The organism is Haemophilus sp. HMSC071C11, from assembly GCF_001837655.1.
Classification (GTDB): Bacteria; Pseudomonadota; Gammaproteobacteria; order Enterobacterales; family Pasteurellaceae; genus Haemophilus; species Haemophilus influenzae.
In genome coordinates, this window is the sequence record NZ_KV833400.1 from 158,022 (window position 1) to 179,130 (window position 21,109).

15 protein-coding genes and 3 pseudogenes are annotated in these 21,109 nt (G+C 37.1%); 5 read left to right on the plus strand and 13 right to left on the minus strand.

Annotated elements, in window-relative coordinates; genetic code table 11:
- Positions 1-4: 4 nt before the first annotated feature.
- Together HMPREF2644_RS01935 and HMPREF2644_RS09465 are read right to left on the minus strand one after the other, a co-directional pair.
- The gene (locus HMPREF2644_RS01935; protein ID WP_005647819.1) at positions 5-841 is read right to left on the minus strand and encodes a class II glutamine amidotransferase; all 837 of its coding nucleotides are present in this window, start codon (positions 839-841) and stop codon (positions 5-7) included.
- 125 nt (positions 842-966) lie between these two features.
- Positions 967-1,200, minus strand: a pseudogene (locus tag HMPREF2644_RS09465) (hypothetical protein); the annotation flags it as partial.
- A 67-nt stretch (positions 1,201-1,267) separates the two neighbouring features.
- Here HMPREF2644_RS09465 and HMPREF2644_RS01940 point away from each other — a divergent pair.
- The gene (locus tag HMPREF2644_RS01940) at positions 1,268-2,470 is read left to right on the plus strand and encodes an ATP-binding protein (protein WP_032824907.1); all 1,203 of its coding nucleotides are present in this window, start codon (positions 1,268-1,270) and stop codon (positions 2,468-2,470) included.
- Positions 2,471-2,804: 334 nt separating this feature from the next.
- Here HMPREF2644_RS01940 and HMPREF2644_RS01945 read toward each other — a convergent pair whose 3' ends face one another.
- From HMPREF2644_RS01945 to HMPREF2644_RS01975, 7 genes and pseudogenes are all read right to left on the minus strand, one after another.
- On the minus strand, positions 2,805-4,370 hold the full coding sequence (locus HMPREF2644_RS01945) for an RNA-directed DNA polymerase (RefSeq protein WP_005659310.1): 1,566 nt from the start codon (positions 4,368-4,370) through the stop codon (positions 2,805-2,807).
- A 26-nt stretch (positions 4,371-4,396) separates the two neighbouring features.
- Positions 4,397-5,818: pseudogene (locus HMPREF2644_RS01950) on the minus strand (vitamin B12 dependent-methionine synthase activation domain-containing protein); the annotation flags it as partial.
- A 214-nt stretch (positions 5,819-6,032) separates the two neighbouring features.
- Entirely contained in the window at positions 6,033-6,533 is a 501-nt protein-coding gene (gene napF / locus HMPREF2644_RS01955) for a ferredoxin-type protein NapF (protein ID WP_038441403.1), read from the minus strand.
- Positions 6,533-7,144, minus strand: a pseudogene (gene dmsD, locus HMPREF2644_RS01960) (Tat proofreading chaperone DmsD). Before dmsD ends, napF begins: the two are co-directional and overlap by 1 nt.
- A 111-nt stretch (positions 7,145-7,255) precedes the next feature.
- Positions 7,256-8,095: a dimethyl sulfoxide reductase anchor subunit family protein gene (locus HMPREF2644_RS01965; RefSeq protein WP_038441400.1), complete on the minus strand. Its 840-nt coding sequence runs from the start codon at positions 8,093-8,095 to the stop codon at positions 7,256-7,258.
- A 1-nt stretch (position 8,096) separates the two neighbouring features.
- The gene (locus tag HMPREF2644_RS01970; RefSeq protein ID WP_038441398.1) at positions 8,097-8,714 is read right to left on the minus strand and encodes a DMSO/selenate family reductase complex B subunit; all 618 of its coding nucleotides are present in this window, start codon (positions 8,712-8,714) and stop codon (positions 8,097-8,099) included.
- Between the two features lie 10 nt (positions 8,715-8,724).
- On the minus strand, positions 8,725-11,148 hold the full coding sequence (locus HMPREF2644_RS01975) for a DMSO/selenate family reductase complex A subunit (RefSeq protein ID WP_044364421.1): 2,424 nt from the start codon (positions 11,146-11,148) through the stop codon (positions 8,725-8,727).
- 252 nt (positions 11,149-11,400) lie between these two features.
- On the opposite strand from HMPREF2644_RS01975, the gene HMPREF2644_RS01980 reads away from it, so the two are divergent.
- From HMPREF2644_RS01980 to HMPREF2644_RS01990, 3 genes are read left to right on the plus strand one after another with little or no spacing between them, the layout of a single operon-like run.
- Complete coding sequence (locus HMPREF2644_RS01980; RefSeq protein WP_011272358.1) at positions 11,401-12,510, plus strand: transglutaminase-like domain-containing protein; 1,110 nt, start codon at positions 11,401-11,403, stop codon at positions 12,508-12,510.
- Positions 12,485-12,847: a mercuric transporter MerT family protein gene (locus tag HMPREF2644_RS01985; RefSeq protein WP_005656013.1), complete on the plus strand. Its 363-nt coding sequence runs from the start codon at positions 12,485-12,487 to the stop codon at positions 12,845-12,847. The genes HMPREF2644_RS01980 and HMPREF2644_RS01985 overlap by 26 nt, the downstream gene beginning before the upstream one ends.
- Before the next feature lie 8 nt (positions 12,848-12,855).
- A complete protein-coding gene (locus HMPREF2644_RS01990) occupies positions 12,856-13,134 on the plus strand; it encodes a heavy-metal-associated domain-containing protein (protein ID WP_070828192.1) in 279 nt (92 codons plus the stop codon).
- 124 nt (positions 13,135-13,258) lie between these two features.
- On the opposite strand, the gene HMPREF2644_RS01995 is transcribed toward HMPREF2644_RS01990, so the two are convergent.
- Together HMPREF2644_RS01995 and HMPREF2644_RS02000 are read right to left on the minus strand one after the other, a co-directional pair.
- Entirely contained in the window at positions 13,259-15,103 is a 1,845-nt protein-coding gene (locus HMPREF2644_RS01995) for an ABC transporter ATP-binding protein (RefSeq protein WP_011272359.1), read from the minus strand.
- A gap of 78 nt (positions 15,104-15,181) precedes the next feature.
- Complete coding sequence (locus HMPREF2644_RS02000) at positions 15,182-16,078, minus strand: cupin domain-containing protein (RefSeq protein WP_011272360.1); 897 nt, start codon at positions 16,076-16,078, stop codon at positions 15,182-15,184.
- 111 nt (positions 16,079-16,189) lie between these two features.
- On the opposite strand from HMPREF2644_RS02000, the gene HMPREF2644_RS02005 reads away from it, so the two are divergent.
- On the plus strand, positions 16,190-16,531 hold the full coding sequence (locus HMPREF2644_RS02005) for a carboxymuconolactone decarboxylase family protein (protein WP_011272361.1): 342 nt from the start codon (positions 16,190-16,192) through the stop codon (positions 16,529-16,531).
- A gap of 110 nt (positions 16,532-16,641) precedes the next feature.
- Here the strand turns inward: HMPREF2644_RS02005 and HMPREF2644_RS02010 are convergent, their stop codons facing one another.
- Positions 16,642-19,410: a DEAD/DEAH box helicase family protein gene (locus tag HMPREF2644_RS02010; RefSeq protein ID WP_038441394.1), complete on the minus strand. Its 2,769-nt coding sequence runs from the start codon at positions 19,408-19,410 to the stop codon at positions 16,642-16,644.
- Positions 19,400-21,109 (minus strand): site-specific DNA-methyltransferase (locus HMPREF2644_RS02015; protein ID WP_257285505.1); only part of this gene is annotated, 1,710 nt, incomplete at its 5' end. The genes HMPREF2644_RS02015 and HMPREF2644_RS02010, both read right to left, overlap by 11 nt.

The following is a 21,109-nucleotide window of genomic DNA, read 5'->3' on the forward strand; positions in this document are numbered from 1 at the left end:
ACATTTAAATAGCAGAATTTATTGTCCTATTACCTAAAGTACCATCATCAATCGCTTCTTTTGGCGTCCCAATAACTTCGGCGATTTTCTCTCCATTTTTAAAAAACACAAATCCACCATTTTCCATTTTTGTCCAAGATTCATTTTTGGTTAAAGGAAATGTTGTGATGATATTGACCTTATCTCCTGCTTTTGCATAATAGCTAAAATCAATTACTCCATCATCATCAATACGGTGAGCTTTGCCAAAAGGTGCTTTTCGCATAACATAATGTAAGTTTGTTGAGCAATGTGCAATCATCCACTCGCCATTAGAAAGAATGAAATTAAACGTACCGTGTTGAGCAAGTTCTTTTGTTACTTTTTGAATTGCTTCAAAAATTTCCATTTCACTTGGTTTTTTGCGGAAAGTATTTTTAAGATATTCAGCCATATAACAGAAAGCAGCTTCAGAATCTGTAGAACCTATTGGCTGTAAAAAATGATCTGTCATATCTGGTAAGTTTTTTAAATTACCATTATGCGCAAAAACCCAGTTTTGTCCCCAAATTTCACGAATGAACGGATGGGTGTTTTCAATATTGACTTCGCCTTGTGTTGCTTTACGAATATGCGCAATAACATTAAGAGATTTAATATTATATTGTTTTATACAATCTGCGATGGGGGAAAGACTGGCTGCTTGATTATCACGAAAAATACGTACACCACGTCCTTCAAAAAACGCGATTCCAAAGCCATCTGAATGGCAATCTGTTAAACCTGCACGACGACGGAAACCTTCAAAAGAAAAAACAATATCCGTTGGCGTATTGCAATTCATTCCGAGTAATTGACACATAACTTTAATTAGATATAACCTCACAATATGTGAGCGATTTAACACCATTATAGGGAGAATATCAAGAGAGATTTAATGAATTTTTATGTTGTATAGATATTAATGATAGAAATCTTATTTAATCTATTATTCTTTAAAAATCGAGATTTAACAGTCTTCTTCGACTGATGTGTTGTAGTACAAGCAAATAAACTCACAAGGAAAACAACAAGCAATGCCATCTTTAATTTATTCATAAATACAAAATTCCGAAAAATAAGAAAGCGCGTATGATAGCGAAAATTGGGGACTGTGCAAGGGATTGGAATGAGACTAAAAAATGCAATAAAAACTGGAAATGTAATTCCAAACACACACAAAAAAATAAAATATGGAAATTAACTTCCAATTTTTGTACACTTTTTACAAATATGAAATTAACTTCCAATGAGTAAAACTATGATCTCTCGTGAAAATTATTTACAGCAACTGATTCAATTTAAAGATACTGATTTTATCAAAGTCATCTCTGGTGTTCGTCGTTCTGGTAAATCAGTGCTACTCATGCAATACCGTGATTACCTTCAACAACAAGGAATTTCCCCTGAAAATATTCTTTACCTCAATTTTGAATCTTTTGAATATCAATGGGTGAAAGACGCTCAAGACTTCCAACAGCTTATTCAAGAAAAAATGCCGTCTTCTCAAGAGAAAATCTATTTTCTGATTGATGAAATTCAGTTTGTGGAAGGTTGGCAAAAAATCGTCAATGCGCTTCGCGTAAGTTTTAACACCGATATAGTGATTACAGGTTCCAATGCCAACTTGCTTTCCGGTGAGCTTGCGACGTTGTTAAGCGGTCGGTATGTAGAAATCAAAATTTACCCGCTTTCTTTCAAAGAATTTTTGCACGCCAAAAATGTGGATAGCCAATCAAGATTGGTCGATAAACTCTATTCGGAATATGAAAAATATGGCGGTTTCCCCAGCGTTGTGATGGCTGATGAGCCTTTAAAAGAAACGATTTTATCGGGTATTTTTGATTCCATCGTGCTAAATGATATTGCCCACCGAGCTGGAGTGAAAGACACGCATATTCTTAAAAGTGTAATTCTCTTTTTAGCGGATAACGTAGGGCAGTTGGTGAATCCAAGCAAAATTAGCAACACGCTCACGTCCGAACGTGTTCCCACTTCAAATCACACCATAAGCAAATATCTTGATTTGTTAGAAAATGCCTTTCTTTTTTATAAAGCAAAACAATACGATATTCGCGGAAAAGGCTATTTAAAAACCAATGCGAAATATTTTATTGTGGATAACGGTTTAAGACGACACGCTATCGGCAAAAAAGGCGCGAATTATGCCAATCGCCTAGAAAATATTGTCTTTATTGAATTGCTTAGACGAGGTTATACCGTTGATGTGGGTAAACTCGACAGCAAAGAAATTGATTTTATCGCCCGAAAAGCTGATGAAATTTTATATGTACAAGTCGCCTTTGAAATCCCTGAAAATACCCACGAAACAGATAATCTTTTGCATATTAAAGATAACTATAAAAAGATTTTAATTACGGGGAAATATTATGAACAAACAGAAATTGATGGGATTGAAGTGATTTATGTGGTGGATTGGTTGTTGCAATAAGTCTAAAAACGTTGAAAATTTTCACCGCACTTTTAGTGATTAATGTTTATGCTGGCACGCGTTTCCTAACGGTGCCCTAGAAAGTAAATAAAGTGCGGTTAGTTTTTCAGGTGTTTTTTAGTGAAATTAGGCACACGCTAGGAAGCGTGCACCAACAGATTGTGCTAATAAAGAAAGATAGCGCCAGCATCCACGCTGGTGCTGTTTAATAAAAACATTGTGAATTCTACGCATAATCGTAGGCAGAACCAATATTCAAAATTCTTTAGCTTTTTTGACCGCACTTTCAGTTGATAGGCACAAGCGAGGACGCTTGTGCCATCATAGAAGAATATTAATAATCAAAAATATAGACTTCGTCATTAGACATAGTATTACTTAATTGAGAAAATTCATCCTGTTGAAATACGGGAGTGTCTTTTAAGATACTTAACATATTTGAACAAATTATCCAATCATTATTCCATAAAGAAATTTCTCCCTTATACAGATTACACATTTTTTCTGAGAAATTAAAATTATTTAGATCAGATTTTAGCATTCTTTGCATCCATATTTGGGCAAAGCCAGAATTTGGCATTCTTATTAGTTTATTATAAACGAGCCTCTTTATAGGCTCTGAGTCTTCCAACTTAGTAAATAATTTACTAATAATAGAACAACAAACAGGTATTACTTTAGGATTACAATATGCAATATCAGCAATAATACTTATTACTTGTTTTGTATTTGATGATAGTTTTTCTATACTATTATTAGAAGTGTTTAATGAATTAATAAGTTCTTCTAAACTTAAATAAATTTTCTGCTTATTTTCTTTTTCTATAGCTTGATCAAATTCATTTAGTGCTGAATTAAGACTTCCTGAATTAGGGTATTCAATACTATGCTGTCTAATAATTAAGCTTTTCTTTTGTAAGTTTTTTGTATTATTAGCAATTTTTAACCAAGCTAGTTTATCTTTTTTTATTGATTGAGTAACTATATCTTGACTACCTTTAGTTTTACTAGAGTTTAATTTTAATCCAAAAGACATCATTATTTCTGATAGATACTTTAATATATTTTCTCCATCGCTATGATTTTTAACAAAAATTTTATAATCATCTCTATAGCGTAATATTTTATATTCTGAAATCCCTTTATTTTTTAACTCTTCACTTAATAGTATATCGATATAGCCTAATATCATTTCAGCAATAAAATCCATCAAGATAGAGCCCTGTGGGATTCCATTAGTTTGCCCATATTGGCAGTTCTGAATTTTTTTATCTATAGAGTTTCCTAATAGCGTTAATCTATGATTCTTTTTTGCTATGTCTTTACCTTCTATAGCCCATGCTATGGAATGAGTATATATAGAGCTGTAACAATCAGCCACATCAGTATCAAAAACATATTCATATTCAAGTGAAAGGCAAATAGACTCTTGTTCCACTGACTCCCACCATTTCAGGATTTGTTTAGCTTTATCCTTTAATTGACTATTGGACTTCACAGGGATACTAAGACATTCAATTTGGGGATTGTTTTGGTATTCTTTGAAGCGCTTTTTTAACTTCTCCCAGTTATCTTTTTTTGTGATTTTATGAACTAAATCTACGTAAACTAATGGATGGATAATTTGTAGTGGTCTCCAAGAGAGTTTTCCATCTTTATTGGCATATATGAGATGATTTACCATCTCATTATTTGCAATATCAGGTCTTTGGTTAGCATTGTTATGCGTGTTACGATCAAAGTTTAATAGGCTCTTATCTGATAATTCTTCTGAGATTTTTTGTAATAAGTTTGTAAATGAAAAATATCTAGGTAAATCAATATTACAATAACTTTCATGTTTTAAGAAAAACGCTTTGGCATCATGATGCTCTAATTCTAAAATGCTTGATGAATCCATTTTTATTATTTCCATTTAGATAAATTTTACTTCATCGCCACACCCAACCATTTCATCATCTCTCTCTCATCCCAACCTTTACGTTTGGCATAACCTTGAGCTTGGTCTTCATCAATGCGACCTAAGGTGAAATAATTGCTTACCGGGTGGGTGAAGTACCAACCGCAGACGGAAGCTGCCGGCCACATGGCGTAGCTTTCGGTGAGTTTCATGCCGATGCATTGTTCGACTTCTAATAAATCCCAAATCAGGGCTTTTTCCGTGTGTTCCGGGCAGCTTGGATAACCCGGTGCAGGTCGGATGCCAACATAATTTTCATTAATTAACCCTTGGTTGTCAAATTCTTCTTGCGTGTAGCCCCAAATGCGGGTGCGAAGCTCAAAGTGTAGGTATTCCGCCATTGCTTCAGCTAAGCGGTCGCCCACAGCTTGTAGTAAGATAGCATTGTAGTCATCGCCTGCAGCTTTATAGCCTTCTACTAAATCCATTTCTTCAACACCCGCACAGACGGCGAACATGCCGAACCAGTCTTTTTTACCGCTTTCGCGATCGGCGATAAAGTCGCTTAAGCAGAAGTTAAATGGGCTCTTGCTGTTTTTACCACGTTCCGTTTGTTGGCGTAAGCCGTAAGCGGTGCCAATTGTTTTCGTGCGTTCTTCATCAGAGAATAGCACAACATCATCGTCCACACGTTCTGCAGGGAAAATGCCTAAAATACCGCTTGGGTTGAGTTTGTGGTTTTGCTCTAATTCATCTAAAACCACTTGCGCATCATTCCATACTTTACGTGCTTCTTTGCCACCTTCAGGATAATCAAAGGCATCCGGATAGCCGCCCATCAAGCCCCAAATACGGAAGAATGGCGACCAGTCGATAAATTTGCGCAACTCGGCAATTGGTACGTTTTTAAATTCCACAATGCCCGTTTGTTTTGGCGTTGGTGGCACGTAATCTGCCCATTCACCACTAAAGCCACTTAATGCGATGATATCCGCTTTTTCATCAATAGCAGTTTGAATGATCTTGTCCGCCGGCACCATCACGCCTAAGTCAATGACTTCAAAGTTATTACATTGCATTACCACGCTTACGATGTTTTTACCGATATCGTGCACGTCGCCTTTTACGGTTGCAATCACCACTTTAGCGTTGCTGGAACCTTTTTGTTTGGTGGCCTTAATAAACGGCTCTAAATACGCCACGGATTGTTTCATCACGCGTGCGGATTTCACCACTTGCGGCAGGAACATTTTACCATCGCCGAATAAATCGCCGACTACGTCCATGCCAGCCATCAACGGGCCTTCAATCACATCTAGTGGGCTTGGTAATGTTTGGCAAGTGGTAATCCCTTTCACAAGGGCGTGTTTTAAAAGTTCTCCCACTGGCCAAGTGCACCATTCTGCGACAGAATCGACCGCACTTTTCTTAAACTTCTCGCCTCTAAAATCGGCTTAGGTCAGTTTATATTTTTGGATCATCGTCCCCATCGCACCGTCTAAAATGAGAATGCGATTTTCTAGAGCTTGTTTAAGTTGAGCGGTTTTATTCACCATAATTATTTTGTTCCGTAAATCTTAAATAAATAACTACGGAATAATAGGTGTAAGGGCTAGGGGTGTCAAATGTTAGAAGGAAAGTGCGGTGGAAAATTAAGGTTTTTTATTTAAGTGTAATGGCTGCGACAAAACAGGTAATTTTACATTCTCCACACCCATTGCAACGTTCATTATCAATCTCTAAAGTGCTGGAGATTGCTTGTTGTGGGCAAGCGGTTTGGCAGTCTGGACAGGTTTGATTCTTTTGAATTAAACAGGCTGAGGAAAATTGTGGACGAAGTAATGTATCCGCTGGAAAATTAGGATGTAGTGCATTTGTCGGACAAACTTCTGCGCATTTACCACACAAATCACAAGGTGCGTAGTCAATTTCAAGGGTGGCTTGTTGCTGTTTTAGTTGAATTAAACCATTAGGGCAAGCTGAAGCGCATTCCCTACAACCATTGCAGACGGCGGAAAATAAATCTTCTCGTGCTGAAAAGGGAGGACGAGATTGCGTTTTTTCTATTGTTGATTTTGTAGCTGGAAATACATGACGCAATAGTCCTCTACGAGAAATGTGATGGTGGCTTAAATAAGCCTGATAATAGGCTTCGTTTTTCATTATCGATAAAATCTTACTGTCGGCACATTAATATGTAAATCTACTTGCCATTGTTGTAAAGTTTTTATGGTAAGTAATGCAAGAGCTTGATAAAAATCAGAATTTTCTATTTTGCTTAGTTGTTCAAGGAAATGATACGCCCAAGTTAAGAAGTGTTCACGTAGAAATTCGATTAATAAGTGCGGTTGATTTTCTGCTAAATATGCAGCAAGCATTAGCATTAAGCCAATATGATCTTCTGGTTCATCTTGTTGTGTTTGAAATGCGATTTGATGTTGTTGTAAGAAATCGCGTAATGCTAAGAGAGAATTACCAAAAATAACACATTCAGGATCAAGATATACAGATCCCCAAGGTGGCGTAGGTAATTCATTTGGACCAATAAATAAATACTGATATTGTTCAGTGATATTTTGTTGCAGCCCTTTTTCAATAAGTGCGGTGATTTTTTTATATGTTTTTACATCAAATGAAATTTCCCATTCTTGCATCTAATTTGGTTGGCGAAAGAATGTCAAAATATCAGTAAGTCGTGCATCATTAGGCTCATAGTAAAATACTGCACCGAGTAAACGCCCATAAATAGAAATTTGTTGAAGGGTATTTTGCATAGTATCTCCGAAAACAATTTGTCATTAGTGAATGGGGATATGAGGGTTGGTTAAATATTACTAATTAACGTTTCTAAAAATTGAGGCGTATGCTATACGCCTCAACATAATTTAACCACCAATCGCCATGCCGTAAGTCATATGTAATCCATAAAATAATACGCGACCGATGCCTTCCGCTACTAACGTTAATAGAACGGAAATACCTAATAGTCCTATGTTTTTCACTCGGAATAAGAGGAAAGCTACAATGGAAAGTAAACATAAGCGAGTTACGGTCATTATGGCATAATTTGGTACGAGGTCAGCGGCATTTTGAATAGCACTGTGAATATTGTGTAAATTGAAGCCTTGATATATGGCTACTATTGCGACCAATAATACTCCAATGGCAAATAAACTTGGCAGATGCTGAAGCTGATATTCACGTTGTTTATTAGGGATTAATAACGCATAGCTCAATGTTAATCCACCTAATACAACGGTAAGATAGAATGACCAAGAGGTTAATGCATTATTCCAAGTTGGTATGCTTGTAATATGGTAAACCTGATTCATTACATACATAAATAGTATGCCGATAAGGGCGGTCACAATTCGCCATACATTTCCAAGTGAAACTGGCATTTTACCTAAAATTGCAATCAGCCAGTAGAAACCTGCTAATGCGAAAAATATTGCACCAGCGGCAATTTCATTACTCATCATTGATGAGCCGACTCGATTAAGTGAATTAAATGCACGTATAGGTAAGCCAAGATGCATAATGGAAGCAATAAATCCAATACCTAGCAAAGCCAAAATCACAAACATTACTTTATGAATATAAGTGCGACTTTTTGTATTTTTCTCATTTAATAGTACAAATGTGAAAACAAGCCAAGCACCGACCGCACTTTGTGCCAAAACTGTAAAAAATACTAGTGGCAGTTCATATAATCCTGTATTCATCTTACACCTCTCTTGGGTTTCCTAAGAACCCACTTGTATCGCCACTTAAACGAGCGTGTTTATTGGGTTTTACCACTAAATTTGGTTGAGTGATATCAGCCGGTGGTAGTGGTGCGATGGAGGCTTGTGTGCCATATTTTGCTCGAAGTTCATCAATAGGAGCGAAATCCAATGCGCGTAGTGGGCAGGCATCAACACAAATCGGTTTTTGACCTGATTTTACGCGAGAATAACATCCATCACATTTTGTCATATGACCTTTTTGTGCATCATATTGCGGTGCATCATAAGGACATGCCATATGGCAATAACGACAACCGATACAAATTTCTTCATTGACGATCACGAAACCATCTGCATTTTTGTGCATTGCACCAGTTGGGCAAACTTTTGTACAAGCAGGATCTGCACAATGATTACAAGAAATAGACATATAATAAGCAAATATATTTTGATGCCAGCATCCATCTGCTTGTTGATTCCACTGACCACCTGTATATTCATAAATACGACGAAAATTGACTTCTGTGCCAAGATCTTTGTAATCCTTACAGGCTAATTCACAAGTTTTACAGCCTGTGCAGCGTTCAGAATCAAAATAAAAACCATATTGTTCCATAATTATCCCCCTACAAACGTTCCACTTGAACTAAATTAGAATGTTGCGGATTACCTTTCGCAAGCGGTGATGGGCGTTGTGTCGTAAGTACATTAATGCAACCTGAATGATCGATACGATCTTTATCTGGTGCATACCAAGCCCCCTCGCTTAATGCCACAACCCCTGGAATAATACGGGGGGTAATTTTTACATTAATACGTACTTCGCCTCGATCATTAAAGATACGAATCATATCGCCATTTTTAATATTACGAGGTTCTGCATCAATAGGATTCATCCAAACTTCTTGTGGATTAGCTGCTTTTAATACATCCACATTGCCATAAGTTGAATGGGTTCTTGCTTTGTAGTGAAAACCACTTAGTTGTAACGGATATTTTTCCATTAATGGATCGCCGTAATGCTCAAAACTTTGGGCGTGAATTGGTAAAGGATGAATTACTTCATCTTCTGCTAATTTCCAAGTTTTTGCTATTTCAGCTAGACGAGAAGAATAAATTTCAATTTTGCCAGATGGCGTTTTAAGTGGATGGGCTTCTGGATTATCACGGAAATCTTTGTATGCAACTTTAAAGCCATTAGGATCAACCTTTTTAAAAATACCTTGTTGTCTAAATTCTTCAAAAGTAGGTAATTCAGGTAATTTTTCTCGAGATTGCTCATAAATATGGCGTAACCATTCCTCTTGTGTTCTTCCTTCAGTAAATTTTTCTTTTACGCCCATTTTCTCAGCTAAATCACTCAACATATCGTAAATAGGTCTGCATTCAAAAGATGGTTTGATCACTTGATCTGCAAAAATGACATAGGCCATATTGGATACAAAGGCATCTAAAGCGAAATCCATTTGTTCTGAAGTTGTACAATCTGGTAATAAAATATCACTGTATTTGGCAGTAGATGTCATATGATTATCAATAGTAATGATCATTTCACATTGGGTATCATCTTGTAAAATATCGTGGGTACGATTGATTTGTGCATGCTGATTAATCAAACAGTTACTTGCGTAATTCCAAATTACTTTAATGGGGGAAGATAATTTATCAACACCACGAATACCATCTGTAAGTGCGGTCATTTCTGTGCCGCGAATAATTGCATCTGTCCATAAAAACATTGGAATGCTTGCTTTCACGGGATTTTTCAGCGTTGGCATCCGCACAAATGGAATGCTGTACGCACTTTCACGAGCACCAGTGTTACCACCGTGAATTCCAACATTACCCGTTAAGATTGGTAACATCGCGATGGCACGAGAGATTAATTCTCCATTACTACGACGTTGAGGCCCCCAGCCTTGGGAAATAAAGGCAGGTTTTGTACTACCAATTTCACGTGCGAGTTTAATAATTCTCTCCGCTGGAATACCAGTGATTTTAGCCGCCCATTCAGGGGTTTTAGCGATACCATCATCATCACCATAACCTAAAATATAGGCTTTATAATGACCATTTTTAGGGGCGTCAGCGGGTAATGTTTTTTCATCATAACCAACACAATATTTATCTAAGAAAGGTTGATCCACGAGATTTTCTTTAATCATTACATAAGCAAGGGCAGCAACAAGGGCTGCATCAGTACCCGGACGAATTGGGATCCACTCATCTTCACGCCCTGCACCAGTATCATTATAACGAGGATCAATAATAATCATTTTGGCATTGGAACGAGCTTTGGCTTGTTCAATACAATAAGTTAAACCACCTCCACTCATACGAGTTTCTGCAGGATTATTACCGAATAACACTATTAATTTGGTGTTTTCAATGTCAGCCATTCCATTTCCCAATGCCCAACCACCACCATAGGTATAATCTAAACCGACTGCAATTTGTGCGGTGCTGTAATCACCATAATGGTTTAAATATCCACCAATACAATTCATAAAACGAGCGATCATAGTGGATGCAGGAGGCCAAGATTTAGCCATTGTGCCACCGAGTGTTCCCGTACCATAGTTTAAATAAATTGATTCATTGCCATATTTTTTGATATTGCGTTTCAATGCGTCTGCAATTTCAGTTAAAGCCTCATCCCAACTGATTCGTTTGAATTTACCTTCTCCGCGTTTACCTATACGTTTCATTGGATATTTTAAACGGTCTGGGTTATACACTCGACGACGCATAGAACGTCCACGTAGACAAGCACGAACCTGATGATCAAGATTATATGTTTCTGTCCCCGTATTATCGGTTTCCACATAAGTGATTCGGTTATCTTTTACGTGCATTCGTAATGGACAACGGCTACCACAGTTTACTGTACAAGCACTCCAAACAATACGTTCCTGACTATTTTCATTGAGGTGTTGTGTCTCTTTAGCCATTACATTGAAAGGTAAAGTAAGATTTGAAACTGCCAGTGCAGCTCCCGCAGATGACGCCTTGACAAAATCTCGGCGACTTATTTGATTAAAGTTACTCATAATATCGTCCCCCACAGTAAGATCGAGTAATAACTAAAACGAGTTAATTATAATCTTTGTATAGAAGTTTTACTTGAGCCAAATCAACTAATTATTAATAGGTACATTATTTATAGGGTATTTTAGTAGGTTGATGTTTTTATAAATTTTGGAATAACAAATTGACTATAGATTTAAAAATCCGTTAGCATAGTGGCGTATTAGTTTATCTAATATGTTAAGTTTAACTATTATTAACTAGAGGATCTTTTCATGAAGAAACTTATCGCGGTTGCGGTGTTTTCTGCGTGTGGCTCGTTAGCTCATGCAAACACCATTATTCCAAACTACAATACAGACGCCCATCTTTACGAATTCACGCAAACCTATGATTTAGTTGTGCCAAAAGGCTCGCAAGGACAAACCAATTTATGGGTTCCATTACCATTTAATGGGGAATACCAACAAGTGAAATCGATTCACTTTGAAGGTAATTACATGAATGCCTATGTAACAGAAAACAATAAATACGGAGCGAAAACCTTATTTGCCACTTGGGATAAAGATGCACAAAAACGTGATTTAAAAGTCACGATGGTCATTGAAACAAAAGACCGTGAACCGATGGTGAAAGGTGCTTTAGAGAATTATACTCCGCCAAAAGATATTCAGTATTCCGTGGATGTACAAGAATACTTAAAAGCTACTCCACATATTAAAACTGATGGCATTGTGAAAGAATTTGCTGACAAAATCCTAGGTAAAGAAACTAATCCATTGAAGAAAGCAGAACTTATTCACCACTGGATCGTAAAAAATATGGAACGTGATAATTCTGTATTAGGTTGTGGTGACGGCGATGTAGAAAAAATTCTTACCACTGGCGTGTTAAAAGGTAAATGTACCGATATTAACTCTGTATTTGTGGCACTTGCTCGTGCTGCAGGCATCCCTGCTCGTGAAATTTTTGGTATTCGCTTAGGTACGGCAGAGAAAATGGGCAAATATTCAAAAGGTGCCTTCGGTAGTGCAAATGAACAAGGCATCGTAAACGTAAGTGGCGGTCAGCACTGCCGCGCTGAATTCTACCTTGCAGGATTTGGATGGGTACCAGTTGATTCCGCAGACGTTGCCAAAATGCGTTTAGCAGAGAAAAAATCTGTTGAAGATAAAGATACACAAGCCGTAGCAAAATATTTGTTTGGTAACTGGGAAGCAAACTGGGTGGGATTTAATCATGCCCGTGACTTCGATTTATATCCACAACCAGAACTGGCTCCAATCAATAACTTCGGCTATCCATATGCAGAAGTAGGTGGCGATCCGTTAAATTCCTTTGACCCAAAAGAATTTAAATATGACTACGTATCTAAAAAACTCTAATAAATCCTTTTGGGTTGCCATAGCCGCCGCACTAAGTGCTGCGGTGGCATCAACCTTGTGCTGCATCGCACCATTAATTTATTTAGTATTTGGTGTGTCGTCCACTTGGTTGATTGGCTTAGGCGAATATGATTATTTGCGTATTCCTATGCTTATCATTTCATTATGTGCCTTTGCCTATGGATTTTGGCTGTTGATGTTTTCCAAAAAAATCATTTGTAGCAAATATATTTCCCGTAAAAAACTTATCGTTTTATATTGGATTGTATTTATCGTGATGATTTTTTTCTTAACCTATCCAACAATTTTACCTTGGATTTTAGAATTAGCTAATTAGGAATAAAAATGAAGAAATTATGTACCGCACTTTTGCTTTCGCTGTTTGCAATTTTTTTCGCTCATGCGAATGAAACCAAACAAATTGTGCTAAAAGTAAAGGAAATGAATTGCCAGCTTTGTGCTTACTTAGTCAATAAAGAACTGCGTAATATTGATGGCGTTATTTCAACAAAAGCATCTATTAAAGATGGTTTAGTGACGGTTGTGGAAGATCCAAAAGTCACAAACCAACAATTATTCGATGCAATTCACAAGCTGAAATATACTGCTGAAGTCGTGAATTAAACGCTAAATATCTAGCAAAAAAGTGCGGTGAAAATTCACCGCACTTTTCTTTAGCTATTAAATTAGACTAATTTTTTAATTAGCTTGATTACAGTACAATTAATTAAATATGATAAACGCAATATTATTCAGCACTTCCGCTTAAAAATCCGCCACTTTGATGATTCCAAAGTTTAGCGTACAGACCATTGAGCTCTAGTAATTCGGCGTGCGTACCTTGTTCGACAATTTGTCCTTTATCAAGCACAATCAGGCGATCCATCGCTGCGATGGTGGATAAACGATGGGCAATGGCAATCACAGTTTTATTTTCCATCATCTTATCTAGACTTTCTTGTATTGCCACTTCCACTTCTGAATCCAATGCACTTGTGGCTTCATCTAACAATAGAATTGGTGCGTCTTTTAACATTACACGAGCAATGGCAATTCTCTGACGCTGACCACCAGAAAGTTTTACCCCGCGTTCTCCCACATGGGCATCATAGCCTTTTCTACCTTGAGAATCACTGAGAAATGGGATGAAATCAGCGGCTTCCGCTCGTTCAGCAGCTAAAACCATTTCTTCATCAGTAGCATTCGGGCGACCATAAATAATATTGTCACGTACAGAGCGATGTAGCAACGAAGTGTCTTGAGTGACTAAACCGATTTGGCGACGTAAGCTTTCTTGTTGCACATTGAGTACATTTTGTCCATCAATGGTAATTTCGCCTTGTTGTGCTTCATAAAAGCGAAGTAATAAGTTCACAATCGTAGATTTTCCTGCACCAGAACGACCGATTAACCCAACCTTTTCCCCTGGTTTGATAGTGAGATTGAAATGATTGAGTAATGGTTTTGTCGGATCGTAAGCAAAGGTAATATCGTTAAACTTAATTTCCCCTTGTTTCACTTGTAACGGTGACGCTTGTGGTTTGTCCACAATGGTGTGGGGTTTAGTTAAAGTATTCATTCCGTCGTTTACGGTTCCGATATTCTCAAACAAACGGGCAGATTCCCACATAATCCAGCGAGAAAGCCCATTTACGCGTAATGCCATGGCCGTTGCCGTTGCTATTGCACCCACGCCAACTTGACCATTTTTCCATAAAATAATACCAAGTATTGCAGTACTTAACGTAAGTAGAATATTTGTAGCGTAAGTGAGTGTATCTAGTGATGTTGCTAAGCGCATTTGGGCGTGTACTGTTACCATAAAATCTTGCATAGAACGCTTGGCATAAGTAGCTTCGCGTGAGCCGTGAGAAAATAATTTTACTGTAGCAATATTAGAATAAGCATCTGTAATGCGTCCTGTCATTAAAGAACGAGCATCAGCTTGTCGTTGTGCGGTTTTTGATAGTTTAGGAATTAGGGTTCGTAGGATCAAACCGAAGAGTATAATCCAAGTAATAAATGGTAATAAGAACCAAGAATCTAATGCCACTAGCACTACGCCAGAGGTAATAAAATATACCAATACATAAACGAACATATCTGCAAGTGTAAGTACTGTGTCACGTACTGCAAGGGCGGTTTGCATTACTTTTGCGGATACTCTACCTGCAAATTCGTCTTGATAAAAACTTAAACTTTGTCCAAGCATTAAACGATGGAAATTCCAACGTAATCGCATTGGAAATACGCCTTGTAAGGTTTGTAAATGCACGGCCGAAGCTAAAAATCCCCACACAATACTAATAAGTAATAGAGCAGCCATTCCAATTAATAAATGACTTTTTTCTTGCCATAATCTTTCAGGTGTAAATGTGCCTAACCAATCTACAAGCGTTCCCATAAATTGGAATAATACAGCTTCCATTACACCTGTACCTACGGTTAAAATTGCGAGCAAAAAAATCCAGCCTTTCATTCCTGTAATACTAGACCAAATAAAACGGAACAAACCTTTTTTAGGTGTTGTTGGATTGCTTTCTGGATAGGGATTCAAACGATTTTCAAACCACGAAAAAATTTTGTTAAACATATCTTTTCCTTAAAAAGAAAAGGCAACGCGGGTTGCCTTTTAGAAGTGCATATTATTATAGCACAAAAACAAATCAATTTATAGGCTGACAGATTTTCTGTATTGGCTTGGAGAAAGTTGGTAGTAATTTTTAAAAACTTTACAAAAATGCGCTTCTGATTGATACCCCACTTCTAAAGCAATGGCAAGCACAGATTGTTGTGATTGTTTTAATAAAAACGCCGCAGATTGTAACCGCACTTTCGTGAGAAAACGTCCTGGCGACATACCAAGTTGTTGTTGAAAAACACGAATAAAGTTTGCACGAGACATTGTTGCAAGTTCAGCTAATTGTTCAATATGCCAATCATTTTGAGGTTGTTGTAATATTGCTATCAGTGCAGTATTTAATCGCTTATCTTGTAAGGCGAATAAGATGCCTTGTTCAATTAAATTTTGTTGAATGGCGTGACGTAAAATATAAATTAAAAGTACATTTGAAAGTGCATCAACGACCGATTTCGTACCCGCATCATTTTTTTGTGCTTCTTGCAAAAAAAGCTGCACTAAAGGATGAATGGGCGTGTCGCATAAATTTATATGTAAATATTCAGGCATTGATGCCGTAAGAAGTGCATCTTGTTGATAATAAAAATTACCGCAGAACATTTTTAAATCTGGTGTACCTCGTCCAATCTGATGTAACTCAAATAATCCTTGATGACTTTTTTTTGTAGGAATATCTGCCCTTTTATTTACTGAATAATGCATAAAGTGCGGTTGATTTTGAGGAAGAAAAAAAATATCTCCCTCTTTTAAATGAAATTGTTTTTCATTTAGTGTAAGCTGGCACTCGCCTTGTTCAATAAGATGGAATATGCCTTTTCCTGCATCCTTTTCTTGATGAGATATTTGCCATTCGCCTTGAAATTCACAGCGAATATTAATTTCTCCACGCACTTGTGCTAAATGGGTAAGTTTATCTAAATAGTCCATAATGAGATGTTAGCGATAAAAATTGAGATAAATAAGCAAGTATCATAATCTAATCCGCCTATAATTTGCCACACCAGTTGGTTATTAATTCAATATATTTAGGAGAACATTATGTTTGCAGATTGGAAAGAACACACATCTCACGTTAAAAAATCATTTGGCGCATTGGGTAAACAACACCCTAAAATGTTACAAGCTTACCAAGCATTAGGCTCAGCCGCGGAAGAGGGCAATGTGCTTGACGCTAAAACTCGCGAACTTATCGCATTAGCAGTTGCTGTAACAACTCGTTGTGAAAGCTGCATTAGCGTACACGCAGAAGAAGCAGTAAAAGCTGGTGCAAGTGAAGCTGAGGTTGCTGCTGCATTAGCAACAGCTATCGCATTAAATGCAGGTGCAGCTTATACTTATTCTTTACGTGCATTAGAAGCATATAGCGTACAGAAAGGTTAATTACTCGTCATTCCATAAAGTTAAGTTGATTAAGAGAAAGGGAGCATTTTTTAATGCTCCCTTGTTTTGTTAAGGCTGTGTTTTAATAATACACCACTCTATTTTTCAAGCTATGTCTCTCCTAAAGGGAATAACTCCGTAAATTGTCCATTTTTCTGATGATCAGTAAAAAACGGCAAACCGATCAAACGATAATGCGGTGTATCTTTTTGCAGGATCTTATCCTTCCCATATTCCACTGTGATTGATTTTAAAAAAGCTTCTTTCCACCTATCAGTTTCCACTAAATGTTCGCCTTTGGGTTCAATGAAAATTTGGTAATGCAAAAAGTCGTTCACACCATTGGAAGAAGATTTTTGTTTATCTTTCAGCAATAAAACAAAGTCCGGCATAAATCCTTCACCATCGGCAAAGTTATTCAATTTAAACACTTCTTCATTGCGGATTAAATGAACGTCATATTTAGATTTCAAATCGCCCAAACGCTCTGAAATAAATTGAATTAACGCTTCTTCCAAACTCGTTCCAGCAAAATTATCCATCACATACCAATCATTTTGCATGGCAATAGCAGTTTTTACATCATCTTTTTTGACCCATTTTTGTTTTGGTGTGCCAAAAATTTCCCACAATTTTTTAGGCGTAAATTCTTTTGTACCGATAAATGGCATATCACTTTCATTGAGACGTTTTTCAACCATTTCCAAGATTTTTAGGCAGCCTGCAAGTTTGTCATCTGGGCTAATCTGTTTATCTTGCCCTAATCCCAAAAATTCAATTTGCCAATCTTTTAACAAGTTATTTTGCAATTCATTGCGATTTTGAATGTTGAGTTTGCTTTGCAAGCGATCGAAATGAAATAAAGATTGACTATTTTTTCCTTTGATATGCAAGGCTTTATTAAAAATGTGCCGCTCCATTTCACTCATTTTTATGGTTTGAGTAAAATTATTTTGTGTGCCGATTTGTCGGGCGGTTTCATCATTTTCATCGGCTGTAAATTGCGTTTCCTGCAACAATTGATTGCCGTGAATTTGGAATGAAAGCGTTTGCGGATTGGCTTTTAGGCTGTCTGCATTATTGGCTTTAGCATTGGGATTTTTTACTTTTTGATTTGCCCAAATCAATAGGTTTTTAAAAGTTTCATCATCTGCAAATTCAGATTTTAGTTTGAAGGTGGTTAAAACCTTGTCTTTATCGTTTTCGGGAATAAAGCCATCTTTGCGAAGTTCTGCTTTTAATTCTGAAATATAGCGAGATTGCTCATCGTGCGTGTAATAAAACAATTCTTCCAAAATACGCAATTCGTGTTGCATGTCATTGTCAAATTTGCGTTTATTCGGCTGTTTATCTTCAAACGCAAATGGAAAATAACGCACGCCACGACCAATCAACTGCTTTTCCGATACGGTGGCGGCAGCCGTTTTGCCTGATTTTTTATTTGAACCGCCGCCGTTTTGCCCTTCATATAAACGCACAATATCAAACAAATTCAGAACGTCCCAACCTTCGGTTAATCTGTCCACCGTAAAAATGGCACGGATCGGATTATCGGCCGCTTCCAAATTATTTAGCAATTTTTCGGTTTCGCTGTCGGTTTTTTCGGTTTTGGTTTTGTTGCTCTCGGAGTTGGTAATAATCACATTGTGTTTTTGATAATTTTGTTTTACCCAATCTGCCAAATGTGCAAACTCAACGCCTTTTTCCTGCATAAATTTTAGGGCTTGTTCAGTGCGGGTTTTGCCTTGTTCGTTGGCGTTATCGCTATCGCTATCGTTCAAGCTTGTTGAAAATGTAGTTAAAAACGAAAAATCAACCGCCTGCACATTTTCTGCCCAATTTAAAAATGCCAGATAATCCGCTTTTGATTCATCAATCGTCTTACTTCTAAACAACATCACAGGCTTGAAATTGGCAATGCCATATTTCAACGCAATTCGATGTCGATACCAAGCAAACAATAAAGCGTGTAACACTCGCTCTTTCTTACCCAGCGTACTGGATACCAAATTGATTTCTTTGGTATAACCTTTTTGCAAAAATTCTTTTAAGCCAAATTTTGTGATGATTTTATCAGCGTACTTTTGTTGCACGTCAGCATTTTCAGGCAGCGTGGCGGTAAATTCCAACAGCACATTTTGGCTATGATTGCCATTTTTATTGAGTAACAATTCCAAAACCATATGCTCCCAGCCTTTACGTTCAATTTCGGCATTGCTGGTGCGGTCGTTCATTTCCTTTTCTAAATCTAATTCGCCTTGTTTTTTGCCTTTGGTTTGCGCGTTTAAATGGTGCGCTTCATCACCCAGCATCACAAGGTTCAATTTGTGCAAATCCGCCAATGTGGTTTGATTTTCCCGCCGGGTGCGAATATCGTTATACAGCTTTTGAATGCTGGTAAATTTAATTTCAATGCCGTCTGAATGTGGGCTAAATGTCTCCACTTTGCGAATAGGAATTACCGTATCGCCCTGCAAAATCTTCTCGGTAAATAAAAATTTTGCGTGCGTCGGATCGGTAAAATTATTTTCCGTTTTATCCACGATATTGTTTTGATTCACAAAAAACAGAAAATGCCGATACCCTTTTTCAAAATAATACAAAATCAACGCTGCCATCATCATCGTTTTGCCTGCACCTGTTGCCATATTAAATAGCAAATGGGTAGGGCGGTTTTTGATATCGGGGAAGTCCTTTAATTTTGGAGTGCGGTCAAAAATTACAAAGTTTTCTAAAGCCGATTTCTGCCATTCAAAAAACGGATATTTCAAATTATTTGAAACAAATTCAGGCAGTGCGAAAAAATCTGTCTGTTCCATTTCTTCCAGCATTGATTTGCGGTCTTCCACCCAATCAAACAACGTTTTATTATTCGCCATCTTTTTTCTCCGCTTGATTTTTTACTGATTGATAGAACGCACGGCTTAACGCTTTATCGTCATCGTTTAAGCAACCTGCAAATTGTTCATCGTCCATTTCGGATAATGAAACATACATTTGATTTAAATCCAACATTTCAAGCATCATTTGTTTTTGTTCGTCAAGTGGTAAGGTTTGAAATTCAGGTTCTTCAATGATTTGACTAAATTCATTCACGCTTACATTGTATTTCAAGAAATAGCGTTCGCATAATTCATTAAACAGCGTTTTGATGTCGTTTGAATTTTCGCACGCCAAAATTTGTTGTTTTGCTGTTTCGTTAAATGGAGCAAGTTCGGCATAAACAAACTCGCCACCGCCTTGCCAATTCACGGCTTTGGAAATACCGCCTTGCTCGCCTTCAATCACTTTTTTCAAGCGTTCAACGGCAAGCGTTTCAATATAATCCATTTGTTCAATACCGATGTATTGGCGGTTCATTTTATGAGCGACGGCGGCGGTTGTGCCACTGCCTAAATGGTAGTCTAGGACGATGTCGTTTTCGTTGGTTGCTGTTTTAATAATTTGTGAAATTAAACGCTCTCCTTTTTTGCCATTTTTAAAATCTACGCTCCCTTCTTTTCCAACATTTCCCATATCAAGGTAAAAACCTTCCCACCAATTACCACGAATTTTACGAAGTCCCTCATCATTATTGTAATTATCAGTTTTTCCCCAAGAATCTTGTAGTCTTAATAATTGGCAAACTTTGCCATTTTTATCTAATGTAAGAATATATTTTCTTCCATTTCTCTCAACTTCTTTCCATTTGCTATTTTCTAATTCAACGGATAAATCAAATCCAGTAACTTTATCGCTTCTTACAATCTTGGAAAGATGTGTTTTCACAATCTCGGCAAATTCATTACTTTTCTTAAATGCTTCTTTTAAAGAAAGTGCGGTTGTATTTTTTAAATCTTTTGGAAATCTATAATCATATAATTCTTTAAGTTGCCCAATAGCCCCATCGTTTTTTAAATATAGCGAATAGTGTTCATCATATTCTGAACGCAAATCATACAAGGGATTTATTGCAATATTTTTATGTCCATTTTTTGAAAAAACTATAATATATTCAGCATTTTTAACAATATTTCCATCTTGTGCCGCTTTAACTTTCATTCCTTGCGTTGTGGACATTTGGCAATGAATGGTTGTAACAAAATTTTCACGACCAAAAACTTCGTCCATTAAAATTTTCAAATAGGCTTGTTCATTGTCATCACATTGAACAAAAATCACGCCATCATCAGCCAACAATGTTTTCGCAATTTCCAGCCGATTTTTCATAAAAGTGAGCCAAGTGGAATGATTAAATTTGTCGTTGTATTTGAAACCGTCATTGCCCGTGTTATATGGCGGATCAATATAAATCAGCTTGATTTTGCCTTTAAACTGCTTGGCAAGCGAATGCAGGGCTATCAGATTATTGCCTTTGATAATGAGATTTTCGGCTGGCGTGCCGTCAAAATGGCGTTTGATTTCGCCAACGGGTTGCTTGCCATCTGCGGTATAGCGAGAGAATTTTGAGAATGCTTTTGCGTCAAAAAGTCGGTCAATTTCATCAAAAGCAAGGGTTTGATTAAAAAAGATTTCTTGTCTTTTTCGGGTTAATTTAGTGTATAATTGGCTGGCTGGCTGGCTGGCTGGCTGGCTGGC